We start from the raw sequence: 24289 nt of genomic DNA on the forward strand, positions 1-24289 counted from the left end.
CCCGCCGGATTCTGACGCCAACCTCTTGATCAACGAGGTCAGGTTTGGGGGAGGTGGGCGGTGGCGTGGCGGCCGGCTGCTGCCGCTGCCAGGAAGTAGGCGTGGTCCGCGTCCAGGGGGCGGCCCATGGTGGACAACGGGACGGGGCTGGCGCGTAGGGCGGCGTCGAGGCCCGCCGTGGGCACCCGCACGATCCGGTGCCTCGCCGCCAGCGGCGCGAGCGCCGCGTCGACCTCGGCCGTCAGGGCCGGATTCAGGCCGTCGGGCACCACCAGCTCCGCCGGAGCGAGGGCCACCCGGCCGTACGCGGTGAGGCTGTGGTGCGACACGCCGTTGTGCCGGGGGCGGGGGTCGGCGTCGGAGATGCGCAACGAGCCGACCGGCTGCCCGCCGAGCGTGGCGATGGCGTTGACCGCCTCGCCGACGGCGACGCCGGAGAAACCCCACCGGGTGCCGGTGCCCAGGTTGCCGGGACCCTGCGCCACGATGGCCACGTCGGCGTGCAGCACATGGCGGGCGGCGAGCAGACCGCCGTGCAGGGTGGTGGCCTCCAGGTCGCCGCCGAACGCCTGCCCGACGGTGATCGTCCCGGCCAGTTCGTCGCGCAACCCGGCGAGGGTGCGGGAGAACCAGGCCGGTAACGCCCCACCGTCGGTGAGCAGGTACGCGACCCGTGCCTGCGGGGCGTCGGCCCGGATGCCGGCCAGGATCGCCGGCAGTGCCGAGTGCAGGTCGGCGGTGACCACCGGCAGGCCACCCAGGTCGTCGGCGTCGGCCAGCACGGCGCGGTGCGGGGACGCCTCCTCGTCGACGCCGAGCAGGATCGGCTGCAACGGCGTGTAGCGGGCCTTGACCAGGTGCCCGGCGTCGCGGTTGTCGACGGCCTCCGGCGGGTCCGGCGGCAGCCGGTCCGGCACCGCCACCACGAGGGCGTACCCGCCGGTCCCCAGGCCCATCAACAGCGCGCCGGCGTTGAGCAGCACCCGGTCACCGGGCTCGGGTGTGCCGACCAGTTCGGGATAGGCCAGGGCCCGCATGCGCGTGCCGTCGGGCAGGTCGACGTCGAGTTCCACCGCCCCGGTCCACTGCCGCCGCAGCGCCGCCACCGTCCCCGTACGCCATCGCACCATGACCGGCACGCTAGCCGCGCGGGCCCGGCGGACCGCGACCGGGTACGACGACGCCGCGATCAGGTGGGCTCGTCGGCGGGCGGCGCGGCCTGGGTGTGTCGGGCGTTGCCGGTGACGCCCGGCGCTGAGCGGGTGGGGTCGAGGAAGACGAACCGGATCTCCGGGTACCGCTCGGTGAGCCGCCGCTCGGCCTCGTCGGCGGTGGCCTCGATCTGCGCGCCGGTCGCCTCGTCCCGGAAGTCGACCTTCGCGGCCACGAGGATGTCGTCCGGGCCGAGCTGCATGGTCAGCAGGGTGTCGATCCGCTCCACCTCGGGCAGGCCGGCCAACTCCTGCTCGATCTCGCGGCGCAGCCGCTCCGGGACGGCCCGGCCGACCAGCAGCGACAGGTTGTTGCCGGCGAGGATCCCGGCCACGGCCAGCAGCAGGAGCCCGATCAGGATGGACGCGACGCCGTCCCACAGCTCGTCGCCGGTGGCGTGCGACAGACCCACGCCGAGCCCGGCCAGCACCAGGCCTATCAGGGCCGCGCTGTCCTCCAGGAAGACGGCCTTGACGGTGGTGTCGGCGGTAAGGCGCAGGAACCGTCGCGGGGTGGTCTGCCAGCGCGCGGACTCACGGCGGATCTGCCGGACGGCCCGCGCCAGCGAGATCGACTCGATGACGAACGACACCGCCAGCACGATGTACGAGACGAGGTAGTTGCCGCTGTGCTCGTGCACCAGGATCGTGGTGACGCCGTGGGTGACGGCGAAACCGGCACCGGCCACGAAGGTGAACATCGCGGCGAAGAACGCCCAGACGTAGCTCTCCTTGCCGTACCCGAAGGGGTGTCGCCGGTCGGCCGGCCGGGCTCCCCGGCGCAGCGCCTGGAACAGCAGCACCTCGGTGGTGGTGTCGGCGACCGAGTGCGCCGCCTCGGAGAGCATCGCGGCCGACCCGGAGATCAGCCCGGCGACCAGCTTGGCGACCGCGATGGCGAGGTTGGCGGCGCCCGCGACGACCACGGTGCCGACGCTCTCGCTCTCGGTCTTCATCCCGCCCTGCGCCATGAGGCAAACCCTATGGCCGCGGGCGGCGGCCCGCCGGGGGAGGACCCGATCCGAACAAGTGTGCGGCACGCCCCGTGTGGATGCACGATGCGGGCGCGTCGGCTGCTAGCGTCTACCGCGTGTCGCGGACCCGCACCGAACGCCTGGTCAACCTGGTGATCTGCCTGCTGTCCACGCGACGGTTCCTGACCGCCGCGCAGATCGCCGCGACCGTGCCCGGCTACGAACACGATCCCGACGACGCCCGGGACCACGAGGCGTTCCAGCGCAAGTTCGAGCGCGACAAGGCCGAGCTGCGCGAGTTGGGCGTCCCGCTGGAGACCGGCACGGCCAGCGTCTTCGACGCCGAGCCCGGCTACCGCATCGCCCACCGCGAGTACGCGCTGCCCGACATCCCCCTGGAACCGGACGAGGCCGCCGCCGTCGGCATCGCCGCCCGCCTCTGGCAGCACGCCGGGCTGGCCGCCGCCGCGTCCTCCGGGCTGGCCAAGCTGCGCGCCGCCGGGGTGGACGTCGACCCGCAGGCCACCCTCGGCTTGGAGCCGATGGTCACCGTCGACCCGGCGTTCGCGCCGCTGACCGCCGCCGCCCGGGACCGCCGCGAGGTGGGATTCGACTACCGGGTACCCGACCGGGACGCGCCCAGCCGTCGCCGGCTGCAACCGTGGGGCGTGGTCTGCTGGCGGGGCCGGTGGTACGTGGTCGGCCACGACCTGGACCGGGACGCGACCCGCTGCTTCCGCCTCTCCCGGGTGGTCGGCGCGGTCCGGGTGACCGGCGCGCCCGGTGCCTACGAGCCGCCGGCCGGCGAGGACCTGATCAGTCACGTGGCCCGCTGGTCCGGGCCGGTGGAGCGCACCGGCCGGGCGACCGTGCTGGCCGCGCCGGGCCGGGCCGCCGGCCTGCGCCGCTGGGCGGTCGAGGTCACCGCCGGGCCGGACGGGGACCGGCTGGTCCTGCCGTACGCCGACCCGGACGGTCTGGCCGGCCACCTCGTCGGGTACGGGCCGGACGTCCGCGTGCTCGACCCGCCCGAGGTCCGCGAGGCGGTCATCCAGCGGCTCAAGGAGATCGCGGTCCGGCACGACGAGCTGGCGGTCTCCGGGGGTGCCCGGTGACCCGCCCGGCCGCCGCCCGGGGCGGTTCCCGTGCCTCCGCCGACCGGCTGGCGCGCCTGCTCAACCTGGTGCCATACCTGCTGGCCCGACCCGGCATCGAGGTCGCCGAGGCGGCCGGTGACCTGGGCGTCACCGAGCGGCAGCTCCGGGAGGACCTGGAGCTGCTGTGGGTGTGCGGGTTGCCCGGTTACGGCCCCGGTGACCTGATCGACATGGCCTTCGACGGCGACCGGGTGACCATCACCTACGACGCCGGTATCGACCGGCCGCTGCGCCTCACCCCGGACGAGGCCCTCGCGCTCGTGGTGGCGCTGCGGATGCTCGCCGAGACCCCCGGCGTGGCGAACCGGGACGCCATCGAACGGGCCCTGGCGAAGATCGAGGACGCCGCCGGTGACCTGGTGGGCGCGCCGGTCGCCGTCCGGCTGCCCGGGGACACCCGGCGCGTCGAGGCGCTGCGTGCCGCCGTGGAGGGCGGCCGGGCGCTGCGGATCACCTACTACACGGCCGCCCGGGACGAGACCACCGAGCGGGTGGTCGACCCGCTGCGGATGTTGATGGTGGGTGGCCGGGCGTACGTGGAGGCGTGGTGCCGGCGCGCGGAGGCGGTACGGCTGTTCCGTGCCGACCGGATCGACGCGATCACCGAACTGGACGAGCCGGCCGTCGTGCCGCCGCAGGCCGTCCCGCACGACCGCACCGAGGGCGTCTTCCGCCCGTCGCCCGACCTGCCGCTGATCACTCTGCGGATCGGGCGCGGCGAGCGGTGGATCACCGAGTACTACCCGTGTGAGCGGGTCGAGGCCGGTGACGGCGACCAGTGGCTGGTCTCGTTGCGCGTGACCGACCTGGGGTGGGCGCGACGGTTCGTGCTGGGCCTCGGCCCGGACGTCACCGTGGTCGCCCCGGCCGAGTTGGCCGAGCAGGTGCGGGGTGCCGCGTCCGCCGCGCTCGACGCGTACGCCGTGCCCGCGCCGGTGACGCGGCTGCCCGGCGGCGAAGGGGCTTCCGGCGCGCCGTCGGGCGATCCGGCGGTGGCCGGCCGCACCCAGTAGGCTGGCCGGCGTGCTGATGTGGATCGTGCTCGCGCTGGTGCTGCTCCCGCTCGTGGCGCTCGCGCTGGCCGTACGTCCGGTGCTGGCCCGGCTGCCCCAGCTGCGCCGCGCCGCCGTGGCGCTCCAGCGCAGGGCCGGGGAGGCGGAGGCGCTGCGGGAGACCGCCGAGGCGTTGCAGCAGCGCGCCGAGGGCGTCCAGCGCCAGCTCGACACCGCCCAGCAACGCCTTGAGCTGATCAAGGCAAAGCGCGGCTGACCGAGCGGTTCACCCGCGTGGTTGACGGATCATCGCGCGTTGGTCAAGACTTCACCGGCCGGGCCGGACCACTACCACCCGGCGGGTGGCATCCGACCGATCCGCACGTACGATGGGCTGCGTACCACCCCCGGACACAGAGCGACTGGAGCTTCTCATGGGTGCCCTCAAGCCGTGGCACATCGCCGTTCTCGTGGTTGTGCTGATCCTGCTCTTCGGTGCGAAGCGGCTCCCCGACGCGGCCCGCTCGCTGGGTCGCTCGCTGCGGATCATCAAGGCCGAGACGAAGAGCCTGCAGGACGACGACCGCGACCTGGCCGAGAAGGCCGACGCGCAGGCCGGCTACCAGCCGCTGCCGCCGCACGCCGGTCAGCAGGCGCCGTACGCCGGGCAGCCGCAGCAGCCGCCGTACCAGCAGGCGCCGGCGCAGCAGCCGGTCGTCGACCCGGTGCACCGCGTCCGCGACAACTGACCGAAGGGCCTTCGCACCGTGGCCTTCGCCCTGCGTAAGCGCGGCCCGAGCACGTTCGAGCGGGCCGCCGACGGCTCGATGACGCTCATCGAGCACGTCCGCGAGCTGCGCAACCGTCTCTTCCGCGCCTCGCTGGCGATCCTCGTCGGTTTCGGCTTTGGTATCTGGCTGGCGACGCCCGTGCGGGAGTTGCTGTCCAAGCCGTACTGCGACCTGCCGCAGTCGATCGATCTCGCGACCGGGAAGTGCAAGTTCGTTCAGCTCGGTGTGGCGGACGTGTTCCTGCTCAACCTCAAGATCGGCCTGTGGGTGGGCCTGATCATCGCGGCGCCGATCTGGCTCTACCAGCTCTGGGCGTTCATCGCGCCGGGCCTGCACCGGCACGAGCGGCGCTACGCGTACGTCTTCACGGCCCTCGCCGCGCCGCTGTTCGCGGCCGGCGCGGTGCTGGCCTTCTTCGTCACCACGAAGGGCCTCGAGTTCCTGCTCAACGTGTCCGGCGACGACATCGCGACCAACCTCGAGGTCACCCGCTACATCTCGTTCGTCACCAATCTGATCCTGCTGTTCGGGGTGGCGTTCGAGTTCCCGTTGATCGTGCTGATGCTCAACTTCGTCGGCCTGGCCAGCGCCAAGCGGTTGCTGAGCTGGTGGCGGGTGGCGATCTTCGTGTTCTTCGCCTTCTCCGCCGTGGTCACCCCCACGCCCGACCCGTTCGGGATGACCGCCCTGGCGATCTGCCTCTCCGCGCTGTACTTCGGCGCGGTGGGCGTGGCGTTCATCAACGACCGGCGGCGGGGTCGCGGCAAGGAGGTCTACGCCGGTCTCGACGACGACGAGGTCTCGCCGCTGGAGTTCGACACCGACCCGGTCGTGGCCGGGCAGCGGGTCGACGCGACCGCGCCGATCGGCGCTCCGGAGCCGGTGGCGAAGCCGGCGCCCATTGACCGCCGCTACGACGACATGACCTGACGGCCCCGCGCCGCCGGAGTTCGCCGACGCCGTCCCCGCCGAGCGGGGACGGCGTCGCCGTGTCCGCCGTCGACCGAATCGAGCCGCCCGGTGGGCTGGGAGCGCTACCTCCGCACGATGAACATCAGATGTACGACGAGTACGGTGCTGGCCGTGACCGTGAAAGAGTTTCGGCCCGGACCGGCGGAGGACGCCGCGTCGGCCGCTGGCCCGGTGGCTGTGCTCGCCAACCCGACGGCCGGCCGGGGACGGCGTCGGGCCCTGTTGCCCCGGCTGCTGGACGGGCTGTCCGCCGCCGGCCGGCCGGTGACGGTGCTGTCGGCGTCCACCCCCGATGAGGCGGAGGTGGCCTGTCGCACGGCGGTCGCCGAGGGCGCGGGCGCGCTGGTCGCGATCGGCGGGGACGGCACCGTGCACCGGGCGCTGCAAGCCGTGGCCGGCACCGACATCCCGTTCGGACCGGTGCCCGCCGGCACCGGCAACGACTTCGCGATCGACACCGGCTTTCCCGCCGATCCCGTCGCCGCCGTGGAGGTGATCGCCGAGGCGCTGCGGGACGGTCGGAGCCGCGAGGTCGACCTGGCCCGGATGACGGGCGTCGACAGCGCGGAACGCTGGTACGGGGCCGTCCTCGCGGCGGGCTTCGACGCGATCGTCAACGAGCGGGCCAACCGGATGCGGTGGCCGCGCGGCCCCCGCCGGTACGACCTGGCGATCCTCGTCGAGATGGCTCGCCTGCGGCCCCGGCGCTACACGATGCGCCTGGACGGGGTGCTCCACGAGATGGACTCGGTGCTGGTGGCGGTGGGCAACTGCCCGTCGTACGGCGGTGGGATGCGAATCTGCCCGGACGCCGACCCGACCGACGGGCTGCTGGACGTGGTGGTGGCCGGACGGGCGAACCGGCGCACCATGATCCGCGTCAAGCCGCACATCTACCAGGGCACCCACGTCGAGCACCCGATCGTGAGCAGCTACCGGGCCCGGACGGTGGAGTTGGCCGCCGACGGGATCATCACGTACGCCGACGGGGAACGTTCGCTCGGACTGCCGGTGACCATCACCGCAGTGCCCGGGGCCCTGCGGCTGCTGCGCTGACCCGTACCGCGCCGATGCTGGCGGCGATCACCAGCACGATGGCGACGCATTCGGTCAGGGTCAGCGTCTGCCGCAGCACCAGCCAGCCGGCGAGGGTGGCCACGGCCGGGCCGAGGCTCATCAGCACCGCGAAGGTCGACGTGGGCATCCGGCGCAACGCCAGCAGTTCCAGGGTGTACGGCAGGCCGGAGGCGAGCACCGCCAGGGCCGCGCCGAACGCGAGCACCTGCGGGTCGAGCAGGACGGCGCCGCCGTCGGCGATGCCCAGCGGCAGGGTGACCAGCGCGGCCAGGGTGAGCGCGAGGGCCAGCCCGTCCGCCCCCGGGAACCGGCCGCCGACGCGGGCGCTGAGCACGATGTACGCGGCCCACATGGCGCCCGCGCCGAACGCGAAGGCCACCCCGGCCGGGTTCAGCCGGTCGAAGCCGCCCTGCCCGAGCAGCGCCACCCCGGCCAGCGCGAGCCCGGCCCAGCACCAACTCGCCAGCCGGCGGGCGGTGAACACCGACAGCGCGAGCGGGCCGAGCACCTCCAGGGTCACCGTGGGGCCGAGCGGGATGCGTTCGATGGCCTGGTAGAACAGCGAGTTCATGCCGGCCAGCGCCAGCCCGAACGCCCCGGCCGCCAGCCAGGCCGAGCGGTCGTGCCCGCGAAGCCGGGGCCGGCACACGACGAGCAGCAGCACCGCCGAGATCGTCAGGCGCAGGGTCACCGCACCCGCCACCCCGGTACGCGGGAAGAGCAGGGCGGCCACGGCGGAGCCGAACTGCACCGACAGCGCCCCGCCGAGCACCAGCCCCACGGCGAGGACACCACCGTGGCGCTGCGGGGGCGCGTCGGTCGGTGTCGACGCAGGCAGGAGGGTGTCCGTCACGGCCCTGACGCTAGGCGGTCGGCTTGCCGGACCCGCGAGCGGCCTCCACGCCGATCAGCCGGGGGTCAGGACGGCAGGGCCAGGTCCAGGACCGCGCCCAGCCCGTTCTCCCGGCCGGGCTCGGCGGCCGGCAACACCAGCACCGCGCAGCCAGCGGCCACCGCGCCCGCGTCGGCCGGGCTGTCGCCCACCATCAGCGTCTGCTCCGGGTCGACGCCCAGCATCCCGCACGCCCGCCAGAAGATCGCCGGGTCGGGCTTGCAGCGCCCCACCTCGTACGACAGCACGAACGCGTCGACGAGGTCGGTCAACCCCCAGGCGTCGAAGTGCGGGCGCAGGTCGAAACCGATGTTGCTGACCACCGCGATCCGTATCCCGGCGTCCCGCAGCGCCGCCAGCGTGGGGGCGGTGTCCGGGTAGGGCACCCAGCCCTCGGCGACGAGCAGCCGCTCGTAGAGCGCGTCGGCGAAGCCCTCGATGCCGGCGTCCACGGTCTCGGCCAGCCCGGTGTACGCGCCCCGGTGGGCGTGCGGGTAAAGGTCCCGGTCGGCCCACAGCTCCGCCAGGCGCGGCGGCACCCGGGCCGGTAGCGGGCCGCCCGCGCGGCCGGCGGTGAGCAGGCGGTCGGCCAGCGAGGTGGCGCGGACCCGGTCCAGGGTGACGCCGCACGCCGCCGCAGCCTCCGACACCCACTGCCGAGGCTCCTCCACCTGGGCGAGGGTGCCGTGGAAGTCGAAGAGCACCGCCTTGACGGGCCGTCGGGACGCCCGAGGGGCGGCGGCGTCGGTGGCGCTGCCCGGCGGACTGGTCTGAGGCGGTTCGGCATGGTCCGGCACGCCGTGCACCCTACCTACCCCCGCCGACGGCCCCACCGGACGGCCTTGTGGGGTGCACTGTGCCGGCACGCACTAATCTTGGTGCCATGTCGAGCCCCGCCGAGCGGTACGCCGCAGCGCGCCGCCGGGCCGCGCAGGCCTCAGAGTTTCCGGCGCTGGACGAGTTCGCCCTCGACCTGGGGTTCGACCTCGACGACTTCCAGCGCGAGGCGTGTCAGTCGCTCGAACGGGGCAGCGGTGTGCTGGTGTGCGCCCCCACCGGCGCCGGCAAGACCGTGGTCGGCGAGTTCGCCGTACACCTGGCTCTGCGGGGGCGGCCCGACGACCCGGCGGCGGCCGGCGGCGCGACACGGCCGGCGGCCCGGCGCAAGTGCTTCTACACCACGCCCATCAAGGCGCTGTCCAACCAGAAGTACCACGACCTCGTCGACCGGTACGGCGCCGAGCAGGTCGGCCTGCTGACCGGGGACAACGCGATCAACGGCGACGCGCCCGTGGTGGTGATGACCACCGAGGTGCTGCGCAACATGCTCTACGCGGGCTCCAGCACCCTGCAGGGGCTCGCCTACGTGGTGATGGACGAGGTGCACTACCTCGCCGACCGGTTCCGTGGCGGCGTGTGGGAAGAGGTGATCATCCACCTGCCGGAGTCGGTCACCCTGGTCTCGCTGTCGGCGACTGTCTCGAACGCCGAGGAGTTCGCCGACTGGCTGGTCACCGTGCGCGGCGAGACCGCCGTGGTGGTCAGCGAGCACCGGCCCGTGCCGCTGTGGCAGCACATGCTCGTCGGCAAGCGGATGTTCGACCTGTTCCACGACGCCGACGCCGCCCGCAAGCACGACGTGCACCCGGAACTGCTGCGCTACACCCGCGACACGATGCGTCGCCTGGAGCTGGGGGAGGGGCGCAGCGCCGGGCCGGGTGCCGGACGCCGTGGTCCCCGCTGGCGGGGCCCGATCCGCCCGGACATCGTGGACCGGCTGGACCGCGAGGGTCTGCTGCCCGCCATCCTGTTCATCTTCAGCCGCGCGGGCTGCGCCGCCGCCGTGCAGCAGTGCCTGGCCGCCGGGCTGCGGCTCACCTCACCCGAGGAACGCGCCGAGATCCGCCGGGTGGTCGAGTCCCGGGTCACCGCCATCCCCGGTGAGGACCTGACGGTGCTGGGCTACTGGGAGTGGCTCGACGGCCTGGAGCGCGGCCTCGCCGCCCACCACGCCGGCATGCTGCCGGTGTTCAAGGAGGTCGTCGAGGAACTGTTCGTCCGCGGCCTGGTCAAGGCGGTCTTCGCCACCGAGACCCTCGCCCTGGGCATCAACATGCCGGCCCGCTGCGTGGTGCTCGAACGTCTGGTCAAGTACAACGGCGAGGCGCACGTCGACCTGACCCCGGGGGAGTACACCCAGCTCACCGGCCGCGCCGGCCGGCGGGGCATCGACGTCGAGGGGCACGCCGTGGTGGTGTGGTCCCCGGAGACCGACCCGCGCCACGTCGCCGGGCTCGCCTCCACCCGCACCTATCCGCTGCGGTCCAGCTTCCGGCCGTCGTACAACATGGCGGTGAACCTGGTCGGCTCGGTCGGCGCGGAGCCGGCCCGGGCGCTGCTGGAGTCCTCGTTCGCCCAGTTCCAGGCGGACCGGTCGGTGGTCGGCCTGGCGCGGCAGGTGCAGCGCAACACCGAGACCATCGAGGCGTACGGCGCGGAGGCCGCCTGCCACCACGGCGACTTCGACGAGTACTTCGCGCTGCGGGTGGCGATCGCCGACCGGGAGAAGGCCATCGCCCGGCAGGGGCAGACCCAGCGCAAGGCGGCGGCCGTGGCGTCGCTGGAGCGGCTGCGCATCGGCGACGTGATCCGGGTGCCCGCGGGCCGGCGGGCCGGTCTGGCGGTCGTGCTGGACCCGGCGACCGGCGGGTTCGGCGAACCCCGTCCACTGGTGCTCACCCAGGACCGCTGGGCCGGCCGGGTCAGCCCGGGTGACTTCACCACCCCGGCCGAGGTGCTGGCCCGGATCCGGGTGCCCAAGCACTTCAACCACCGTTCGCCGGCCGCGCGGCGGGATCTGGCCGCCGAGGTCAGCGGCACCGGCCTGGACCGGCACGGCGGCCGCCGCGGCGGCCGCTCGCGGCAGACGCCCGGCGAGGACCACCGGCTCAGCCAGCTCCGCACCGAGCTGCGTAACCACCCCTGCCACGCCTGCCCCGAGCGGGAGGAGCACGCCCGCTGGGCGGAGCGCCGTCGCCGTCTCGAACGGGACACCGACGAGCTGCGCCAGCGGGTGTCCGGGCGGACCGGGTCCCTCGCCCGGACGTTCGACCGGATCGTCGCGCTGCTGACCGACCGTGGTTACCTGGGCCGTGACGGCGCGGTCACCGACGCCGGTCGGATGCTCGGCCGGATCTGGACCGAGGCGGACCTGCTGGTCGCCGAGTGTCTGCGCCGACGGGTGTGGGACGGGCTCTCCCCGGCCGAGCTGGCCGCCGCGGTGTCCGTGGTGGTCTTCGAGGCCCGTCGCGACGTCGACGAGCGGGCGTCGCTGCCGCGCGGCCCGGTCTCCGACGCGGTGGACGAGACGCTGAAGCTGTGGGGCGAGATCGAGGCCGACGAGGCCGCCCGTGGGCTGACCGCGACCCGGGAGCCGGATCTGGGCTTCGCCTGGCCGGTCTACCGGTGGGCGCGGGGTGAGGCCCTGGCGAAGGTGCTGGGCAGCGGGCACGAGATCGACGGCGAGATGCCGGCCGGCGACTTCGTTCGGTGGGCGCGGCAGGTGGTCGACCTTCTTGGTCAACTTTCCGACTCCGGTGGCGCGTCGCCGGAGCTGCGTTCCACGGCCCGGCAGGCGATAGCGGCCATCAACCGGGGAGTGCTGGCGTACCACACCTCGGCCTGATGATCACTTTCGGTCAACACCGCTGACGAATCGACGCATCGGACGGTCACCGTGACGGCACCCCGCGAATAGCCCGAGGGGGCTATTGCGCCTGGTCGGAGCACCCCTGATCATTGCCCGGGCGCTGTGCTTACGCGCCGGTAACGAATGGGGGGAAGAACCGCCGTGGCGGACATCAATCACTTTGAGTACGGGTGGATCACGCCCGCGCTGAGCTACGCGCTGTCGGTGCTCGGGTCGGTCCTCGGGCTCGTCTGCGCCGGCCGGATCCGCACGGCCCGTACCGCCCGCCAGCGCGCCTGGTGGGGCCTGTTGGCCGCGTGGGCGCTCGGCGGCACCGCCATCTGGGCGATGCACTTCATGGCCATGCTCGGCTTCGCCGTCGACGGCACCCGCATCCGGTACGACGTGCCCCTCACCGCCGCCAGCACCGCCATCGCGGTGGTCGCGGTCGGCATCGGTCTGGCCATCGTCGGCACCGGCCGACTGAACCCGGTACGCCTGATCGCCGGCGGCGTGTTCACCGGCGCCGGTGTCGCCGCCATGCACTACACCGGCATGGCGGCGATGCGCCTCAACGGCAGCCTCAACTACGACACCCTCCGGGTCGTGCTCTCGGTGGTCATCGCGGTCGTCGCCGCGACCGTCGCCCTGTGGCTCGCGATGACCGTCCGGCGCGGCCTGGCGATCTTCGGCAGCGCGCTGGTCATGGGCGTCGCCGTGAACGGCATGCACTTCACCGGCATGAGCGCCCTCTCGGTGCACCTGCACGAACGCTCCGGCGGGGTGACCGGTGCGGGCGTGAGCGCCCTGCTGGTGCCGATCGTCGTGGCGGTGATCTTCGGGGTGGTGGGCCTGCTCTACGCCCTGCTCGCGGCTCCCACCGACGACGACCTGGCCGCCGCCGCGTACCTGGACGCGCGGCGGACGCCGACGCCCGCCCCGGCCGCGCCGACGCCCGCCCCGGACCCGGTCGGGCTGCGCGCCCGCTCCACCCTCGGGCAGCCCGGCACCCCGTTCCCGTCGCGCCGGGACACCCCGCCGCGCTGAGACGCGCCCGCGGGGACGATCAGGCCACCGGGACCCGGTCCAGGAAGCCGAGCACCTCGCGGACCTGCCCGTTGCCGTCCAGCACGGCGACGTCGAAGCCCACGACCGGCGCCTCGACCCCGTCGGGTCCCAGCTCCCAGGTGAACCGGACCTGGTCGTGGTGGCCGTCGACCGGGCCGGCCAGCCGGAACGTCAGGCCGGGGAACTGGCCCTGCACGGCCGCGATCGTCGCGTCGATCGCGTCGCGGCCCTCGGCGACCGTGAGCGGGTCGACGTAGCGGGCGTCTGGGGCCCACACCTCGGCGATCTGGGTGCGTCGGCGGGCCGGGTCGGTCTCGTTCCAGATCGCGATGTACCGCTCGGCAAGTGCGTCGAAGCTCGTAGCCATGACTGCTCTCCTCATCGTCGGGCGGCCGTGGGCGCCGCTCTCGGGACAGATGGTTGCGGCCGACCGGGGTCCCTGTCGATTACGTCGGAGGTAATGGTCCGTGCGCCGGCGCGCTCACTAGGGTCGGTCGCGTGACGACGACCAGACCGGCCCGACGGGTCGGAGAGCTGCTGCGCGACTGGCGCCGGAGCCGCCGGATGAGCCAACTGGACCTGTCGATCGAGACGGGGATCTCGGCTCGACACCTGAGCTTCGTGGAGACCGGAAGGTCCCGGCCGAGCCCCGAGTTGATCCTGCGGCTGGCCGAGCAGCTCGACGTGCCACTGGCGGATCGCAACACGATCCTGCTCGCCGGCGGGTACGCGCCCGCCTACCCTCGCCACGAGCTGGACGACCCGGAGCTGGCGCCGGTGCGTGCCGCCGTGCGGCGGATCCTCGACGGCCACGGCCCGTACCCGGCGGTGCTCATCGACCGGCACTGGCAGCTCGTGGAGGCCAATCCCGCCGTGGCGGTGTTCACCGAGGGCGCGGCCCCGCACCTGCTCGTCCCTCCGGTGAACGTCCTGCGGCTCAGCCTGCACCCCGAGGGCATGGCCCCGCGGATCGGCAACCTGCCCGAATGGCGGACGCACCTGCTCACCCGGCTGCGCCAGACGGCCGCTGCCGCCGGCGACGCGGCCCTGCACGACCTGCACGAGGAACTGCGCGGCTATCCCGGCGACAACGACCGTTCGCCGGCCATCGACGATCCGGTCTCGCGGGTCGCCGTCGGGCTCCGGTACCACCACCACGGCCGGGAGCTGTCCTTCCTCAGCACCACCACGGTGTTCGGCACCCCGCTGGATGTCACCGTCGCCGGGTTGGCCGTCGAGTCGTTCTTCCCCGCCGACGCGGCGACGTCGCGTGCCCTCGGCGCACGAGGCCGCGACGGCGTCCCACCAAACTGACCCAGGTGCTCCCGCCGTGCGGGCGGCGCGGCGGGTCGGTGTTGAATGCGGAGGTGTCCGCCACCCCCGCGAGCCAGCCGGACACAGAGGAGGGTGAGATGAACTTCCAGCGCCTCGGCCCGAGTGGCCAGGAGATCCCGGTCGTCCAGCGCGACGGTACGACCTTCGACCTGCGGCCCCTCACCGCCGACCTGGACGGGACGTTCTGGGCGTCGGACGGGATCGCGCGCACCCGGGCCGCGCTCGATCGTGGCGAGCTGGCCGAGCTGTCCAACGCGGACAGCCTGCGGGTGGGTGCTCCCGTCGCCCGACCTCACAAGATCGTCTGCATCGGTCTCAACTACCGCGACCACGCCGAGGAGACCGGCGCCGCGCTGCCCGCCGAGCCGGTGGTCTTCATGAAGGACCCGATGACGATCGTCGGGCCGTACGACGACGTGCTCGTCCCGCGCGGCTCGACCAAGACCGACTGGGAGGTGGAACTCGCGGTCGTCGTGGGGCGGACCATCCGGTACGCCGACTCCCCGGAGCAGGCCCTGCGGCACGTCGCCGGGTACGCGGTGTCGCACGACGTCTCCGAGCGCGCCTTCCAGTTGGAGCGCGGCGGCCAGTGGGACAAGGGCAAGAGCTGCGAGACCTTCAACCCGCTGGGACCGAGCCTGGTGCCGGCCGATGAGGTCGCCGACCCGCAGTCGCTCGGGCTGCGGCTCTGGGTCAACGGGGTACTACGCCAGGACGGGTCCACCAAGGACATGATCTTCCCGGTCGCGCATGTGCTGTGGTACCTCAGCCAGTTCATGGTCCTGTACCCCGGCGATGTCATCAACACGGGAACGCCGGCCGGGGTGGCGCTCGGCCGTCCCGACCAGCCGTTCCTGCGCGCCGGTGACGTGGTGGAGTTGGAGGTCGACGGGCTGGGCCGGGCCCGCCAGGCGCTGGCGGCGGCATGACCGGGGAGTTCGCCGGACTGGCCGCGATCGTCACCGGCGGCGCGTCCGGCATCGGCCGCGCCACGGCGGTGGAGTTGAGCGCCCGGGGTGCCCGGGTCGCCGTCCTCGACCTCGACCCGCGCGGGCTTCCGGAGGGCATCGCCGGCATCACCGCCGACGTGTCGAGCCGGGCGTCGGTGGAGGCGGCGGTCGCCGAGGCGGCGACCGTGCTCGGCGGCCTGGACGTGGTGGTCAACAACGCCGGCATCGGCGCGACCGGCACCGTCGCCGACCAGGGCGACGACGAGTGGCACCGGGTGCTCGACGTCAACGTCGTCGGCATGGCGCGGGTCGTCACCGCCGCCCTGCCCTGGCTGCGTCGCTCGGACCACGCGTCGGTCGTCAACCTCTCGTCCATCGCGGCGCTCAACGGCCTGCCCGGCCGGGCGCTCTACTCGGCCAGCAAGGGCGCGGTGCTGTCGCTGACCCTCGCCATGGCCACCGACCACGTCCGCGAGGGCATCCGGTTCAACTGCGTCTGCCCCGGCACGGCGGACACGCCCTGGGTGCAGCGGCTGCTGGCACAGGCGGACGACCCGACGGCCGAGCGTGCGGCGCTGCGGGCCCGCCAACCCATCGGACGACTGGTCACCCCGGAGGAGGTCGCCAACGCGATCCTCTACCTGGCGTCGCCCCGTTCGGCATCGACCACGGGTACGGTGTTGGACGTCGACGGTGGGGTCACCCATCTGCGGGTCCGGCCGTGACGACGGGCGGGGGTGTGCTTGCGGATCGCGCTCTTCGTGACCTGCCTGGCCGACACCATGTTCCCGCAGGCCGCCACGGCGACCGTGCGGCTGCTGGAACGGCTCGGCCACCAGGTCGTCTTCCCGACCGAGCAGACCTGCTGCGGGCAGATGCACGTCAACACCGGCTACCGGCGCGAAGCCGTGCCGCTGGTACGCCGGCACGTACGGACCTTCGACCCGTACGACGTGATCGTCGCCCCGTCGGGCTCCTGCGTCGGGTCGGTGCGGCACCAGCACGCGATGGTGGCCCGGCACGCGGGCGACGAGGGTCTGGCGAGTCGGGCCGAGTCGGTGGCCGAGCGGACGTACGAGTTGTCGGAACTGCTCGTCGACGTGCTCGGGGTGACCGACGTGGGCGCCTACTACCCGCATCGGGTCACCTACCATCCGACCTGCCACTCGCTGCGGATGCTGCGGGTGGGCGACCGGCCGCGACAGTTGTTGCGCGAGGTGCGCGGCCTCGACCTGGTCGAGTTGCCGGCGGCGGAGCAGTGCTGCGGCTTCGGCGGCACGTTCGCCGTGAAGAACCCGGAGACGTCCACGGCGATGCTGGCGGACAAGATGCGCCATGTGCTGGACACCGGCGCCGATGTGTGCGCCGCCGGTGACGTGTCCTGCCTCATGCACATCGGCGGTGGGCTGTCGCGGCTACGGACGGGGGTGCGTACCGTGCACCTCGCCGAGATCCTGGCCTCGACGGAGACGAGCGGCGCAGCGGCGGCCCGGTCGTGACCCGCCCGACGTTCCTCGGCATGCCGACGACCGCCCCCGGCGGGGTGGGGCACCTGCGCGGCGACGAGTCGTTCCCGACCGCCGCGCGACGCGCCCTGGCCGACCCGCAACTGCGGCGGAACCTGCGGCACGCGACCACCACGATCCGGGCCAAGTCCGGATCGGTGATCGCCGAACAGACCGACTGGGAGCAGTTGCGCGCGGCCGGCGCGGCGATCAAGGCCGACACCCTGAACCGCCTTCCCGACCTGCTCGAACAGCTTGAGGTCAAGGTCGCCGAGGCCGGCGGTGTGGTGCACTGGGCGGCGGACGCCGTCGAGGCCAACCGCATCGTCACCGACCTCGTCCGGGCCGCCGACGCGGACCGCGTGATCAAGGTCAAGTCCATGGTGACCCAGGAGATCGGCCTCAACGAGGCCCTCGACGCCGCCGGGATCACCGCCGTGGAGACCGACCTGGCCGAGCTGATCGTGCAGCTCGGTGACGACCGGCCGAGCCACATCCTGGTACCCGCCATCCACCGCAACCGGGCCGAGATCCGCGAGATCTTCCTGCGCGAGATGCCCGGCGTCGACCCCGCGCTCACCGACGACCCGACGGCCCTGGCCGCCGCCGCGCGCCGGTTTCTGCGCCAGACCTTCCTGAGTACGCCGGTGGCGATCTCCGGCGCGAACTTCGCCGTCGCCGAGACCGGCACCCTCGCCGTGGTGGAGTCCGAGGGCAACGGCCGGATGTGCCTCACCCTGCCGGAGACCCTGATCACCGTGATGGGCGTCGAGAAGGTGGTGCCCACCTGGCGTGACCTGGAGGTCTTTCTCCAACTCCTGCCGCGGGCGTCGACCGGGGAGCGGATGAACCCGTACACCTCGATGTGGACGGGCGTCACCCCGGGCGACGGGCCGCAGACGTTCCACCTGGTCCTGCTGGACAACGGGCGCAGCGCGGTGCTCGCCGACCAGGTGGGCCGGCAGGCGCTGCGGTGCATCCGCTGCTCGGCCTGCCTCAACGTGTGCCCGGTCTACGAGCGGGCGGGCGGCCACGCGTACGGGTCGGTGTATCCGGGACCGATCGGGGCCGTGCTGTCGCCCCAGCTCACCGGCGTCGAGGACAATGCGTCCCTGCCGTACGCGTCGACGCTCTGCGGCGCCTGCTACGACGCCTGCCCGGTCAAAATCAACATCCCGGAGCTGCTGGTGCACCTGCGCGCCGAGGCCGTCGAGTCGCGGCGGCGACCCACCGCCGAGTCGATCGCGATGGCGGCCGCCGCGTACACGATGGACCGACCCCGCCTGTACGCGGCCGGTCAGGGCGCGGCCCGGCTGAGCCGGTTCGCCGGTCGGCAGGGCCGGGGCCTGCCCCCGCCGCTGAACGGCTGGACCGCCAGCCGCGACCTGCCCGACCCGCCGGCGCAGACCTTCCGCGAGTGGTGGGAGGCCCGATGACCTCCCGCGACCTCGTCCTCGGCCGCCTGCGCGCCGCGCTCGCCGCCGGCGGTCCCGCCGATCCGGTGCCGGTGCCGCGGGACTACCGGCGGGCCGCCGACGCGGACCTCGACCAGTTGACGCAGCGGCTCACCGACTACCGGGCGCACGTGCACCGGGTCCCCGAGGCAGGCGTCGCCGACGCGATCGCCGACATCGTGCCGGCGGGCGGCACGGTCGTCGTACCCCCGGGTCTGGCACCGACCTGGCTGCCGCCGACGGTGACCGCGCTGCCCGACGACGGCCTCGACCACGCGCGGATCGGCGCGGCGGACGGCGTGGTCACCGCCGCCGCCGTCGCCATCGCCCAGACCGGGACCGTCGTCCTCGACGGCTCACCCGACCAGGGACGCCGCGTGCTCAGCCTGCTGCCGGACCTGCACGTCTGCGTGGTCCGCGCCGACCAGGTGGTGGCCACCGTGCCCGAGGCCCTGCAACGGCTGACGCCGCAACGCCCGCTGACCTGGATCAGCGGACCGTCGGCCACCAGCGACATCGAGCTGATCCGCGTCGAGGGCGTGCACGGCCCTCGCCGCCTGCACGTCCTCCTACTGCCCTGACCCACGCCTGTCACGTTCTGTGACGGCGCTCATGTGGGCGCCCTTAATCGAACGGACTAGTCTGTTCGATTAAGGGAGGGATCATGGCGACGAAGACCAGGAAGACCACCACCGAGGAACGGATCCTCAGTACCGCCGCCGACCTGTTCTACGCCCATGGCCTACGCGGCGTCGGCATCGAGCAGGTCATCGCCGAGAGTGGGGTGGCCAAGTCGACGCTGTACGTCCATTTCCGTACCAAGGACGAACTTGTGGCCGCCTACCTGCGGCGTACCGACGACTCGTGGATGGCGCAGTTGCAGCGGGCCGCCGAGCGCGCCGGTGATCGGCCGGCGGATCAGCTCATCGGCCTCTTCGACGCCCTCCTGGACGCATTCGACCGACACGGCTTTTTCGGATGCCCCTTCGTCAGCGCCGCCGTGGAGGCATCGTTGGACTCGGAAGCCCGCGCGATCACCATGCGGCACATCGAGCGGCGCCAGACGTGGCTCACGGAGTTGACCAGGCGAGCCGGTGCGAGCGATCCGGCGGGCCTCGCCCGCCAGATCGGGCTCCTGATCGACGGCGCGTTGGCCTCGGGCCGCCTTCTGCAGGACCGATTGGTCGTGCACGAGGCGAAGGACGCCGCCCGGTCGCTCGTCGCCCAGCAGACGGCATGAATCCGAAACGTGCTCATCAGGAACGGAAAGGTGAGGTAGCGCCATGCGCGCGGTAGTGCTCAACGAATTCGGCGGTCCGCTTGTCGTCCAGGAGGTCGACACGCCGGTCCCCGGCGCGGGGCAGGTGCTCGTCCGAGTCGCCGCCAGCGGTGTCAATCCCCTGGACGCCAAGATCCGCGAGGGCAAGGCGCCGCACGCCCGGAACCATCCGCCGGTCGTCCTGGGCCTGGACCTGGCCGGAGTCGTGGCCGAGGTCGGGCCCGGCGTCGTCGGATTCGCCGAGGGTGACGAGGTGTACGGGCTCACCGGTGGCGTCGGCGACGTTCAGGGTTCGCTCGCCGAGTACGCGGCCGTCGACGCCCGGTTGCTGGCCCGTACGGCGGGGTCGCTGAGCCTGCGCGAGGCGGCGGCGCTGCCGCTGGCCGTCATCACCAGTTGGGAGGCGCTGGTGCACCGGGCGCAGGTGCGGGCGGGCCAGCGGGTGCTGGTGCACGGCGGGGCCGGCGGCGTCGGCCAGGCCGCCATCCAGATCGGCAGGGCTCGGGGCGCGGAGGTCTTCGCCACCGGATCGTCCCGGAACCTGGAGACCATCGCCCGGCTCGGCGCGACGCCGATCGACTACAACGCCACCGAGGTCGCGGACTACGTGGCCGCGCACACCGGCGGCGAGGGCTTCGACGTCGTCTTCGACACCGTGGGCGGGGCCACCCTGGACAAGTCCTTCACCGCCGTGCGCACCTACACCGGCCGCGTCGTGAGCGCACTCGGCTGGGGTACGCACAGCCTCGCGCCGCTGTCGTTCCGGGGCGCCAGCTACTCCGGCGTGTTCACCCTGTTGCCACTCCTGACCGGTCAGGGACGCGAGGCGCACGGCGAGATCCTTCGCGAGGCCAGCGCCCTCGCCGACGCGGGCGCCCTGCGGCCGATCGTCGACCCCCGCCGGTTCACGCTGGACACCGTCGCGGATGCCCACGCCGTCGTGGAGTCCGGCACCAGCACCGGCAAGATCGTCATCGACATCTGACTCTTCCGGCGATCTCGTTGGCGATGCGCCGGTAGTCCACTCGCTCGGTCGGCATCAGTCGATGCTCACGGGTCGGAGTTGGCTCAGGACGGTGGGGTCGGTGATGCGGTCGTCGGCGGCCAGCATGATCGCCTTGGACAGGATCGTGGCGAGCATGGGGTCGTCGTCGAAGGGCAGGTGCAGGCGGCCCGTCTGGGTGCGCGCGGCCACGATGCACAGGTACCTGTCGTCGGGCTCCATCATGATGTTTCCCGAACCGAGGTGGATCCGGTACGTGCGCAGGTTGCCCCGCACCCGCAGGTACCGCTCGGCGAGGTCGACCCGGTCGGCGATGGCCATCCGGGGCAGCAGCCGGGCGAGCGCGTCCCGGCGTACCTGCGCGGACGGGGTCAGTTCGGCCACCGCCGTCCGGTGCCAGTAGGCGGAGAAACGGTTCTCACCACGGTCGGCCCACTGCGGGTCGGTGGCGATCGAGGTGACGCCCACGAACAGGTCCACGTCGCGCATGGCCTCGGTGAACACCAGCGGTGGTACGTCGATCATCCGCGCGGGTTGCCACGTCTTCCCGTCGTGTCGGGCGAAGCGCACCTGGTCGGTCGAGCAGTACTCGGCGTCGTAGCGGCGCTCCTCCTGGTCGTCGACGAGCGCGTGGTGGAAGGACGCCCGCCACGCCCCGCCGCCGAAGACCTTGGTGGCCTCGCTGTCGTACCCGCCGTCCCACGTCCCGAGGTAGCCGGCCTGCCAGCCACGAGCCCGTAGCAGGGCGTTGGCCTGCCGGTAACGCAGGATGTGCGCGGCGAACCGGTTGGAGTAGGTGTCCGTCTTCTCCTCGGCCGGCGTGTGCAGGTAGACCTCCCGGAACGCCTGCTTGAACGGTTGCGCCAGGCCGGCGGCGACCAGGTGCGCGCGCCAGGCCAGCACCTCGACGGTGTCCGCGCGGGCCGGATGCCACAACCGGACCGAACCGGGGGCGAGGGCCTGGCCGTCCCGGGCGACGATCATCCACCGGTCGCCGTCGCGCCGGGGCAGACCGGCCGTCCAGCGCCGACCGTCGGCGCTGGTCTCCCAGAGCAGCCGCCGTCCGTAGGTCGCGGTGACCGGGTGGTCGAGCAGGCGCGACGACCAGTCGGGGTACGACCAGACGCGCTCCTCCGACAGCAGCCCCTCCACCCGTTGCCGCTCGCTGACCAGCGTCGCGCCGACCTGCTTGACCAGGCCCCGCAGTTCGGCGAGGTCGTCCGCGTGGGACTGTTTCACCTGCGTCGGGACGCCCTTGAGGGTGACCCCGTCGCGGGCGAAGACCAGACGCGCCCGCTCGCCGACGATCTCGACCGTCGCCTGGTACGGGCCGACCGCCCGGCACAGCCGCCCGTCCGGCCCGAGCCCGTGGTCGTCGACGGCCAACTCCATGACCTCGCTGAGCGACCACCCGCGCCGCGCCCCGAGCTGGGTCAGCGCGGCCTGGACCCGGCTGCGCACGGCCTTGTTGCGGACCGTCACGGCGAGCCGGGCCAGCGTGCGCAGCGGCACGTCACCGTCGCGCTCGGCCAGCAGTCGTACCGCCGCGATCGCCGTCCGCGGGGCGTACGGGAATCCGGCGGCCTGGCGCGGCGCGGACGCCGCGCTCGTGGTGGCCCGGGCCAGCAGCTCCGTCGCCCGCTCGTCGCGCTCGCGGGACAGCGCCCAGACCAGCCCGCGCAGCAGGCGGTCCGTGTCGTCGTGGACGCTGCGCCCGTGGGCGGTGAACGCGTCGAGGAGCCGGCGGACGACCTGCCGGCCGCCGTGCGCGGCCACGAGCAGTTCGTCGAGGCGGCGTAGCCACTTCGCGGTCGCCGCCGGCTTGTCCAGCGCGACGCAGTGTTGCAGCAGCTCCGGCACGCCGGTTGCGGCGAGGTCGACGCCCAGGTCGGCGCGGACGGACGGCCCGAAGGTGTCGCCGTGGTGCAGCAGCGACGACGGCAGGCGGCTGCCGGTGGCGCGGTCGATGGCATGGCCGAACATCGTGACGGCTCGTCGGCGGGGCGCCGCGGCGAGGTAGTAGTCGTCGAGCAGTTTGTTGCTCAGGGCGCGCAGCGCCGGCACCAGGTCGGTCAGCTCGGCGGGCGTCAGGCGCGGCGCGATCACCGCGGGCAGTTCCAGGTGGGCGCCGTTGTCGAAGCAGTGGCCCTCGGCGGCGACGTGCAGGCACCAGAGCAGGTCCGCGCGCGTGAAGGCGACATCCTCGGTGGCGAGGTTGCGCACCACGTCGTTGAGCGCGGTCGGGGTCGACGCGGACGCCGACTCCCGGTGCATGGCCAGGGCGGCGCGGCGGCGCTCCTCGGCCGGCCATGACTCCACGGTGGACCACTCGGGCACGTTCCGCACCGAGGACCCCCAGTAGTGGGTGCTGACGATGCGCAGCACCGCCCGGATCCGTTCGTCGGCCTCGGCGAGACCGGCCTCCACCTGCCGCCGGTCCGCGTCGCCGAGCCGGGGGAGCAGCGCCGTCCAGTCACCCATGTCAGCCACCCACCAACGCGACGAGCCGGACGAACGCCACGTCGGGGTCGGCCCGCAGGTCGATCTCCTCGTCGAGGTCGTCGACCTGGTGGTCGCCGACCAGCAGCAGGAAACCGTTGTGGGCGAAGGCCGCGCAGGCCCGGTCCGCCTGCGCCTCCCAGTCGAGCCGCCGGTCCGGGGCGACCCGGTAGCCGTTCAGCGTGGCCTCCGTGTCGGTCGGCTGCACCAGGCCCCGGAAGTGCCGTGGCCGCTCGGCGTTGAACCGCGCCACCTCCTCGCGGACCCGCAACCGGACCAGCTCCCGCGCGGAGATGCGTTCCGGTAGGCCCGTCAACGGCCAGCTGTCGACTGCCCTTCCGGTCGCCGTCTCGTCCCGAACCATCACCGTGACCATGCGTTGTGCTCCTCGCCCTCAGCTGAGCGGCAGCATGGCACGACCGTCCGACGAAAACGCGCCACCGCGACTCCGACGAGCAGGGACCTCGAACCGGGCGACAAGGAAGGACCGACGGTCCGGCCGCTCAGCCGACGACGAGGGTGGCCAGCAGGGCGGGGTGATCGGTCGCCCCGCCCATACCCATCGACCGGGCGCAGCACAGGCTGACGTCGGCGCCGGCCAGGACGTGCTGCACCGCGCCGTCGCCGACGCGGGAATGACCGGGCGGCACGCAGGACCCCACGTCGTCGAGGCCGAGGTTGAGGTCGCCGCTCAGCAAGGTGGCCGAGTAGCCGCTGCGCCGACCGATGGCGGGCAGGATCTCGTCGACCAGGTGGCCGCACTGGGCGAGCGCGACGGCGCGGCTGGTGGCCGCCAGGTGGGTGGTGCAGGCGGTGAGCGCTCCGTCGACGTGGACGCAGAGCCAGGGTCGTTCCTCGGGGTCCGCGAGGTCCTGCGTCGGAAGGATTCCACTGTGCACGGCGTACCGGCTGGTGGTCGCCGGCAGTCGGGTCAGCAGACCGATGCCGTACGCCTGGCCGTTGCGGCACCGGGTGTCGGCGCCGCTGGGCCGGTCGCCGGCGGCCTGGAAGCCGGTCACGATCCTCGCGCGGCCGTGGACCGCCGCGAACACCGCCTCCAGCGTGGGCACGTCGTCCGCGCAGATCTCGTTGAGGGTGACCAGGTCGGGTCGCTCGGCCCTGATCAGATCGGCGGCCCTGGGCACCGCCCGGCCGGTGTAGCAGGAGGCGCGACCGCTGTTGCACAGGTTCATCTGCGCCACCCACAGGGACGTGGGCGCGGGGGAGGCCGGGACGGGCCGGGCCGGCACACCGGCGACGGCGACCAGGCAGGCGACGGCGAGGGCCCGACGGATCGCACGGTACGTGCCTCGGTGGCGGCTGGTGGCGCCGGGCGGATCTGTGGACATGCGGGCTCCGGCCGGGCGGCGACGATCGTCGCCGAGGTGCCCGCGATCCTACTGCCGGCCGTCGCGGACAAGGAGCCCTATGGTGGATCATGC

At 73.3% G+C, this 24289-nt stretch carries 24 protein-coding genes; 16 read left to right on the forward strand and 8 right to left on the reverse strand.

Going from position 1 to position 24289, the window contains the following annotated elements:
* Positions 1–38: 38 nt before the first annotated feature.
* Together ACN263_RS13375 and ACN263_RS13380 are read right to left on the reverse strand one after the other, a co-directional pair.
* Positions 39–1130 carry a DUF3866 family protein gene (locus ACN263_RS13375; RefSeq protein WP_422740121.1) on the reverse strand — a complete coding sequence of 364 codons (1092 nt, stop codon included), beginning with the start codon at positions 1128–1130 and terminating at the stop codon, positions 39–41.
* Between the two features lie 59 nt (positions 1131–1189).
* Positions 1190–2182, reverse strand: coding sequence for a cation diffusion facilitator family transporter (locus ACN263_RS13380; RefSeq protein ID WP_422740122.1), 993 nt, complete (start codon positions 2180–2182; stop codon positions 1190–1192).
* 119 nt (positions 2183–2301) lie between these two features.
* On the opposite strand from ACN263_RS13380, the gene ACN263_RS13385 reads away from it, so the two are divergent.
* From ACN263_RS13385 to ACN263_RS13410, 6 genes are all read left to right on the forward strand, one after another.
* Positions 2302–3300, forward strand: a complete 999-nt coding sequence (locus ACN263_RS13385; RefSeq protein WP_422740123.1) for a helix-turn-helix transcriptional regulator — start codon at positions 2302–2304, stop codon at positions 3298–3300.
* Entirely contained in the window at positions 3297–4355 is a 1059-nt protein-coding gene (locus ACN263_RS13390; protein ID WP_422740124.1) for a helix-turn-helix transcriptional regulator, read from the forward strand. Before ACN263_RS13385 ends, ACN263_RS13390 begins: the two co-directional genes overlap by 4 nt.
* A gap of 10 nt (positions 4356–4365) precedes the next feature.
* Positions 4366–4611, forward strand: coding sequence for a hypothetical protein (locus ACN263_RS13395; protein WP_422740125.1), 246 nt, complete (start codon positions 4366–4368; stop codon positions 4609–4611).
* Between the two features lie 157 nt (positions 4612–4768).
* Positions 4769–5083 carry a Sec-independent protein translocase subunit TatA gene (gene tatA / locus ACN263_RS13400; protein ID WP_355233542.1) on the forward strand — a complete coding sequence of 105 codons (315 nt, stop codon included), beginning with the start codon at positions 4769–4771 and terminating at the stop codon, positions 5081–5083.
* An 18-nt stretch (positions 5084–5101) separates the two neighbouring features.
* Entirely contained in the window at positions 5102–6055 is a 954-nt protein-coding gene (gene tatC / locus ACN263_RS13405) for a twin-arginine translocase subunit TatC (protein WP_422740126.1), read from the forward strand.
* Between the two features lie 144 nt (positions 6056–6199).
* Entirely contained in the window at positions 6200–7153 is a 954-nt protein-coding gene (locus tag ACN263_RS13410) for a diacylglycerol kinase (protein ID WP_422740701.1), read from the forward strand.
* Here ACN263_RS13410 and ACN263_RS13415 read toward each other — a convergent pair.
* Together ACN263_RS13415 and ACN263_RS13420 are read right to left on the reverse strand one after the other, a co-directional pair.
* The gene (locus ACN263_RS13415) at positions 7116–8027 is read right to left on the reverse strand and encodes an EamA family transporter (protein WP_422740127.1); all 912 of its coding nucleotides are present in this window, start codon (positions 8025–8027) and stop codon (positions 7116–7118) included. The two genes, ACN263_RS13410 and ACN263_RS13415, sit on opposite strands and share 38 nt — an antisense overlap.
* 65 nt (positions 8028–8092) lie before the next feature.
* Positions 8093–8863: an HAD family hydrolase gene (locus ACN263_RS13420; protein ID WP_422740128.1), complete on the reverse strand. Its 771-nt coding sequence runs from the start codon at positions 8861–8863 to the stop codon at positions 8093–8095.
* An 86-nt stretch (positions 8864–8949) separates the two neighbouring features.
* Between ACN263_RS13420 and ACN263_RS13425 the strand changes: the two genes are divergently transcribed.
* Together ACN263_RS13425 and ACN263_RS13430 are read left to right on the forward strand one after the other, a co-directional pair.
* On the forward strand, positions 8950–11751 hold the full coding sequence (locus ACN263_RS13425; RefSeq protein WP_422740129.1) for a DEAD/DEAH box helicase: 2802 nt from the start codon (positions 8950–8952) through the stop codon (positions 11749–11751).
* Between the two features lie 165 nt (positions 11752–11916).
* Positions 11917–12801, forward strand: a complete 885-nt coding sequence (locus tag ACN263_RS13430) for an MHYT domain-containing protein (RefSeq protein ID WP_422740130.1) — start codon at positions 11917–11919, stop codon at positions 12799–12801.
* A gap of 19 nt (positions 12802–12820) precedes the next feature.
* Here ACN263_RS13430 and ACN263_RS13435 read toward each other — a convergent pair whose 3' ends face one another.
* On the reverse strand, positions 12821–13189 hold the full coding sequence (locus ACN263_RS13435; protein ID WP_422740131.1) for a nuclear transport factor 2 family protein: 369 nt from the start codon (positions 13187–13189) through the stop codon (positions 12821–12823).
* A gap of 131 nt (positions 13190–13320) precedes the next feature.
* Between ACN263_RS13435 and ACN263_RS13440 the strand changes: the two genes are divergently transcribed.
* The 8 genes from ACN263_RS13440 to ACN263_RS13475 all read left to right on the forward strand — a co-directional run bounded on the left by ACN263_RS13440 (position 13321) and on the right by ACN263_RS13475 (position 20330).
* On the forward strand, positions 13321–14136 hold the full coding sequence (locus ACN263_RS13440) for a helix-turn-helix domain-containing protein (RefSeq protein ID WP_422740132.1): 816 nt from the start codon (positions 13321–13323) through the stop codon (positions 14134–14136).
* Between the two features lie 98 nt (positions 14137–14234).
* The gene (locus tag ACN263_RS13445) at positions 14235–15086 is read left to right on the forward strand and encodes a fumarylacetoacetate hydrolase family protein (RefSeq protein ID WP_422740133.1); all 852 of its coding nucleotides are present in this window, start codon (positions 14235–14237) and stop codon (positions 15084–15086) included.
* Positions 15083–15832, forward strand: coding sequence for an SDR family NAD(P)-dependent oxidoreductase (locus tag ACN263_RS13450; protein WP_422740134.1), 750 nt, complete (start codon positions 15083–15085; stop codon positions 15830–15832). The genes ACN263_RS13445 and ACN263_RS13450 overlap by 4 nt, the downstream gene beginning before the upstream one ends.
* An 18-nt stretch (positions 15833–15850) precedes the next feature.
* A complete protein-coding gene (locus tag ACN263_RS13455; RefSeq protein WP_422740135.1) occupies positions 15851–16606 on the forward strand; it encodes a (Fe-S)-binding protein in 756 nt (251 codons plus the stop codon).
* 20 nt (positions 16607–16626) lie between these two features.
* Positions 16627–18048: a LutB/LldF family L-lactate oxidation iron-sulfur protein gene (locus ACN263_RS13460; protein WP_422740136.1), complete on the forward strand. Its 1422-nt coding sequence runs from the start codon at positions 16627–16629 to the stop codon at positions 18046–18048.
* Positions 18045–18647, forward strand: coding sequence for a LutC/YkgG family protein (locus tag ACN263_RS13465; protein WP_422740137.1), 603 nt, complete (start codon positions 18045–18047; stop codon positions 18645–18647). Before ACN263_RS13460 ends, ACN263_RS13465 begins: the two co-directional genes overlap by 4 nt.
* A gap of 83 nt (positions 18648–18730) precedes the next feature.
* Positions 18731–19306, forward strand: coding sequence for a TetR/AcrR family transcriptional regulator (locus ACN263_RS13470; RefSeq protein WP_422740138.1), 576 nt, complete (start codon positions 18731–18733; stop codon positions 19304–19306).
* Between the two features lie 43 nt (positions 19307–19349).
* Entirely contained in the window at positions 19350–20330 is a 981-nt protein-coding gene (locus ACN263_RS13475) for a zinc-dependent alcohol dehydrogenase family protein (protein WP_422740139.1), read from the forward strand.
* A gap of 54 nt (positions 20331–20384) precedes the next feature.
* Here the strand turns inward: ACN263_RS13475 and ACN263_RS13480 are convergent, their stop codons facing one another.
* The 3 genes from ACN263_RS13480 to ACN263_RS13490 form a co-directional block, all read right to left on the reverse strand.
* A complete protein-coding gene (locus ACN263_RS13480; RefSeq protein ID WP_422740140.1) occupies positions 20385–22829 on the reverse strand; it encodes a DUF4132 domain-containing protein in 2445 nt (814 codons plus the stop codon).
* A gap of 1 nt (position 22830) precedes the next feature.
* A complete protein-coding gene (locus tag ACN263_RS13485) occupies positions 22831–23223 on the reverse strand; it encodes a hypothetical protein (RefSeq protein ID WP_422740141.1) in 393 nt (130 codons plus the stop codon).
* Between the two features lie 127 nt (positions 23224–23350).
* Positions 23351–24196, reverse strand: coding sequence for an endonuclease/exonuclease/phosphatase family protein (locus ACN263_RS13490; protein WP_422740142.1), 846 nt, complete (start codon positions 24194–24196; stop codon positions 23351–23353).
* Between the last annotated feature and the right edge of the window lie 93 nt (positions 24197–24289).

It is taken from the genome of Micromonospora sp. WMMD729, assembly GCF_049315225.1.
Classification (GTDB): domain Bacteria; phylum Actinomycetota; class Actinomycetes; order Mycobacteriales; family Micromonosporaceae; genus Micromonospora.

Bases quoted from the DNA above. Each gene is read 5' to 3' on its own strand.
- ACN263_RS13490 (WP_422740142.1), bottom strand. From the start codon at position 24,196: ATGTCCACAGATCCGCCCGGCGCCACCAGCCGCCACCGAGGCACGTAC.
- ACN263_RS13475 (WP_422740139.1), top strand. From the start codon at position 19,350: ATGCGCGCGGTAGTGCTCAACGAATTCGGCGGTCCGCTTGTCGTCCAG.
- ACN263_RS13435 (WP_422740131.1), bottom strand. From the start codon at position 13,189: ATGGCTACGAGCTTCGACGCACTTGCCGAGCGGTACATCGCGATCTGG.
- ACN263_RS13445 (WP_422740133.1), top strand. From the start codon at position 14,235: ATGAACTTCCAGCGCCTCGGCCCGAGTGGCCAGGAGATCCCGGTCGTC.
- ACN263_RS13460 (WP_422740136.1), top strand. From the start codon at position 16,627: ATGCCGACGACCGCCCCCGGCGGGGTGGGGCACCTGCGCGGCGACGAG.
- ACN263_RS13375 (WP_422740121.1), bottom strand. From the start codon at position 1,130: ATGGTGCGATGGCGTACGGGGACGGTGGCGGCGCTGCGGCGGCAGTGG.
- ACN263_RS13485 (WP_422740141.1), bottom strand. From the start codon at position 23,223: ATGGTCACGGTGATGGTTCGGGACGAGACGGCGACCGGAAGGGCAGTC.
- tatA (WP_355233542.1), top strand. From the start codon at position 4,769: ATGGGTGCCCTCAAGCCGTGGCACATCGCCGTTCTCGTGGTTGTGCTG.
- ACN263_RS13380 (WP_422740122.1), bottom strand. From the start codon at position 2,182: ATGGCGCAGGGCGGGATGAAGACCGAGAGCGAGAGCGTCGGCACCGTG.
- ACN263_RS13465 (WP_422740137.1), top strand. From the start codon at position 18,045: ATGACCTCCCGCGACCTCGTCCTCGGCCGCCTGCGCGCCGCGCTCGCC.
- ACN263_RS13470 (WP_422740138.1), top strand. From the start codon at position 18,731: ATGGCGACGAAGACCAGGAAGACCACCACCGAGGAACGGATCCTCAGT.
- ACN263_RS13480 (WP_422740140.1), bottom strand. From the start codon at position 22,829: ATGGGTGACTGGACGGCGCTGCTCCCCCGGCTCGGCGACGCGGACCGG.
- ACN263_RS13450 (WP_422740134.1), top strand. From the start codon at position 15,083: ATGACCGGGGAGTTCGCCGGACTGGCCGCGATCGTCACCGGCGGCGCG.
- ACN263_RS13425 (WP_422740129.1), top strand. From the start codon at position 8,950: ATGTCGAGCCCCGCCGAGCGGTACGCCGCAGCGCGCCGCCGGGCCGCG.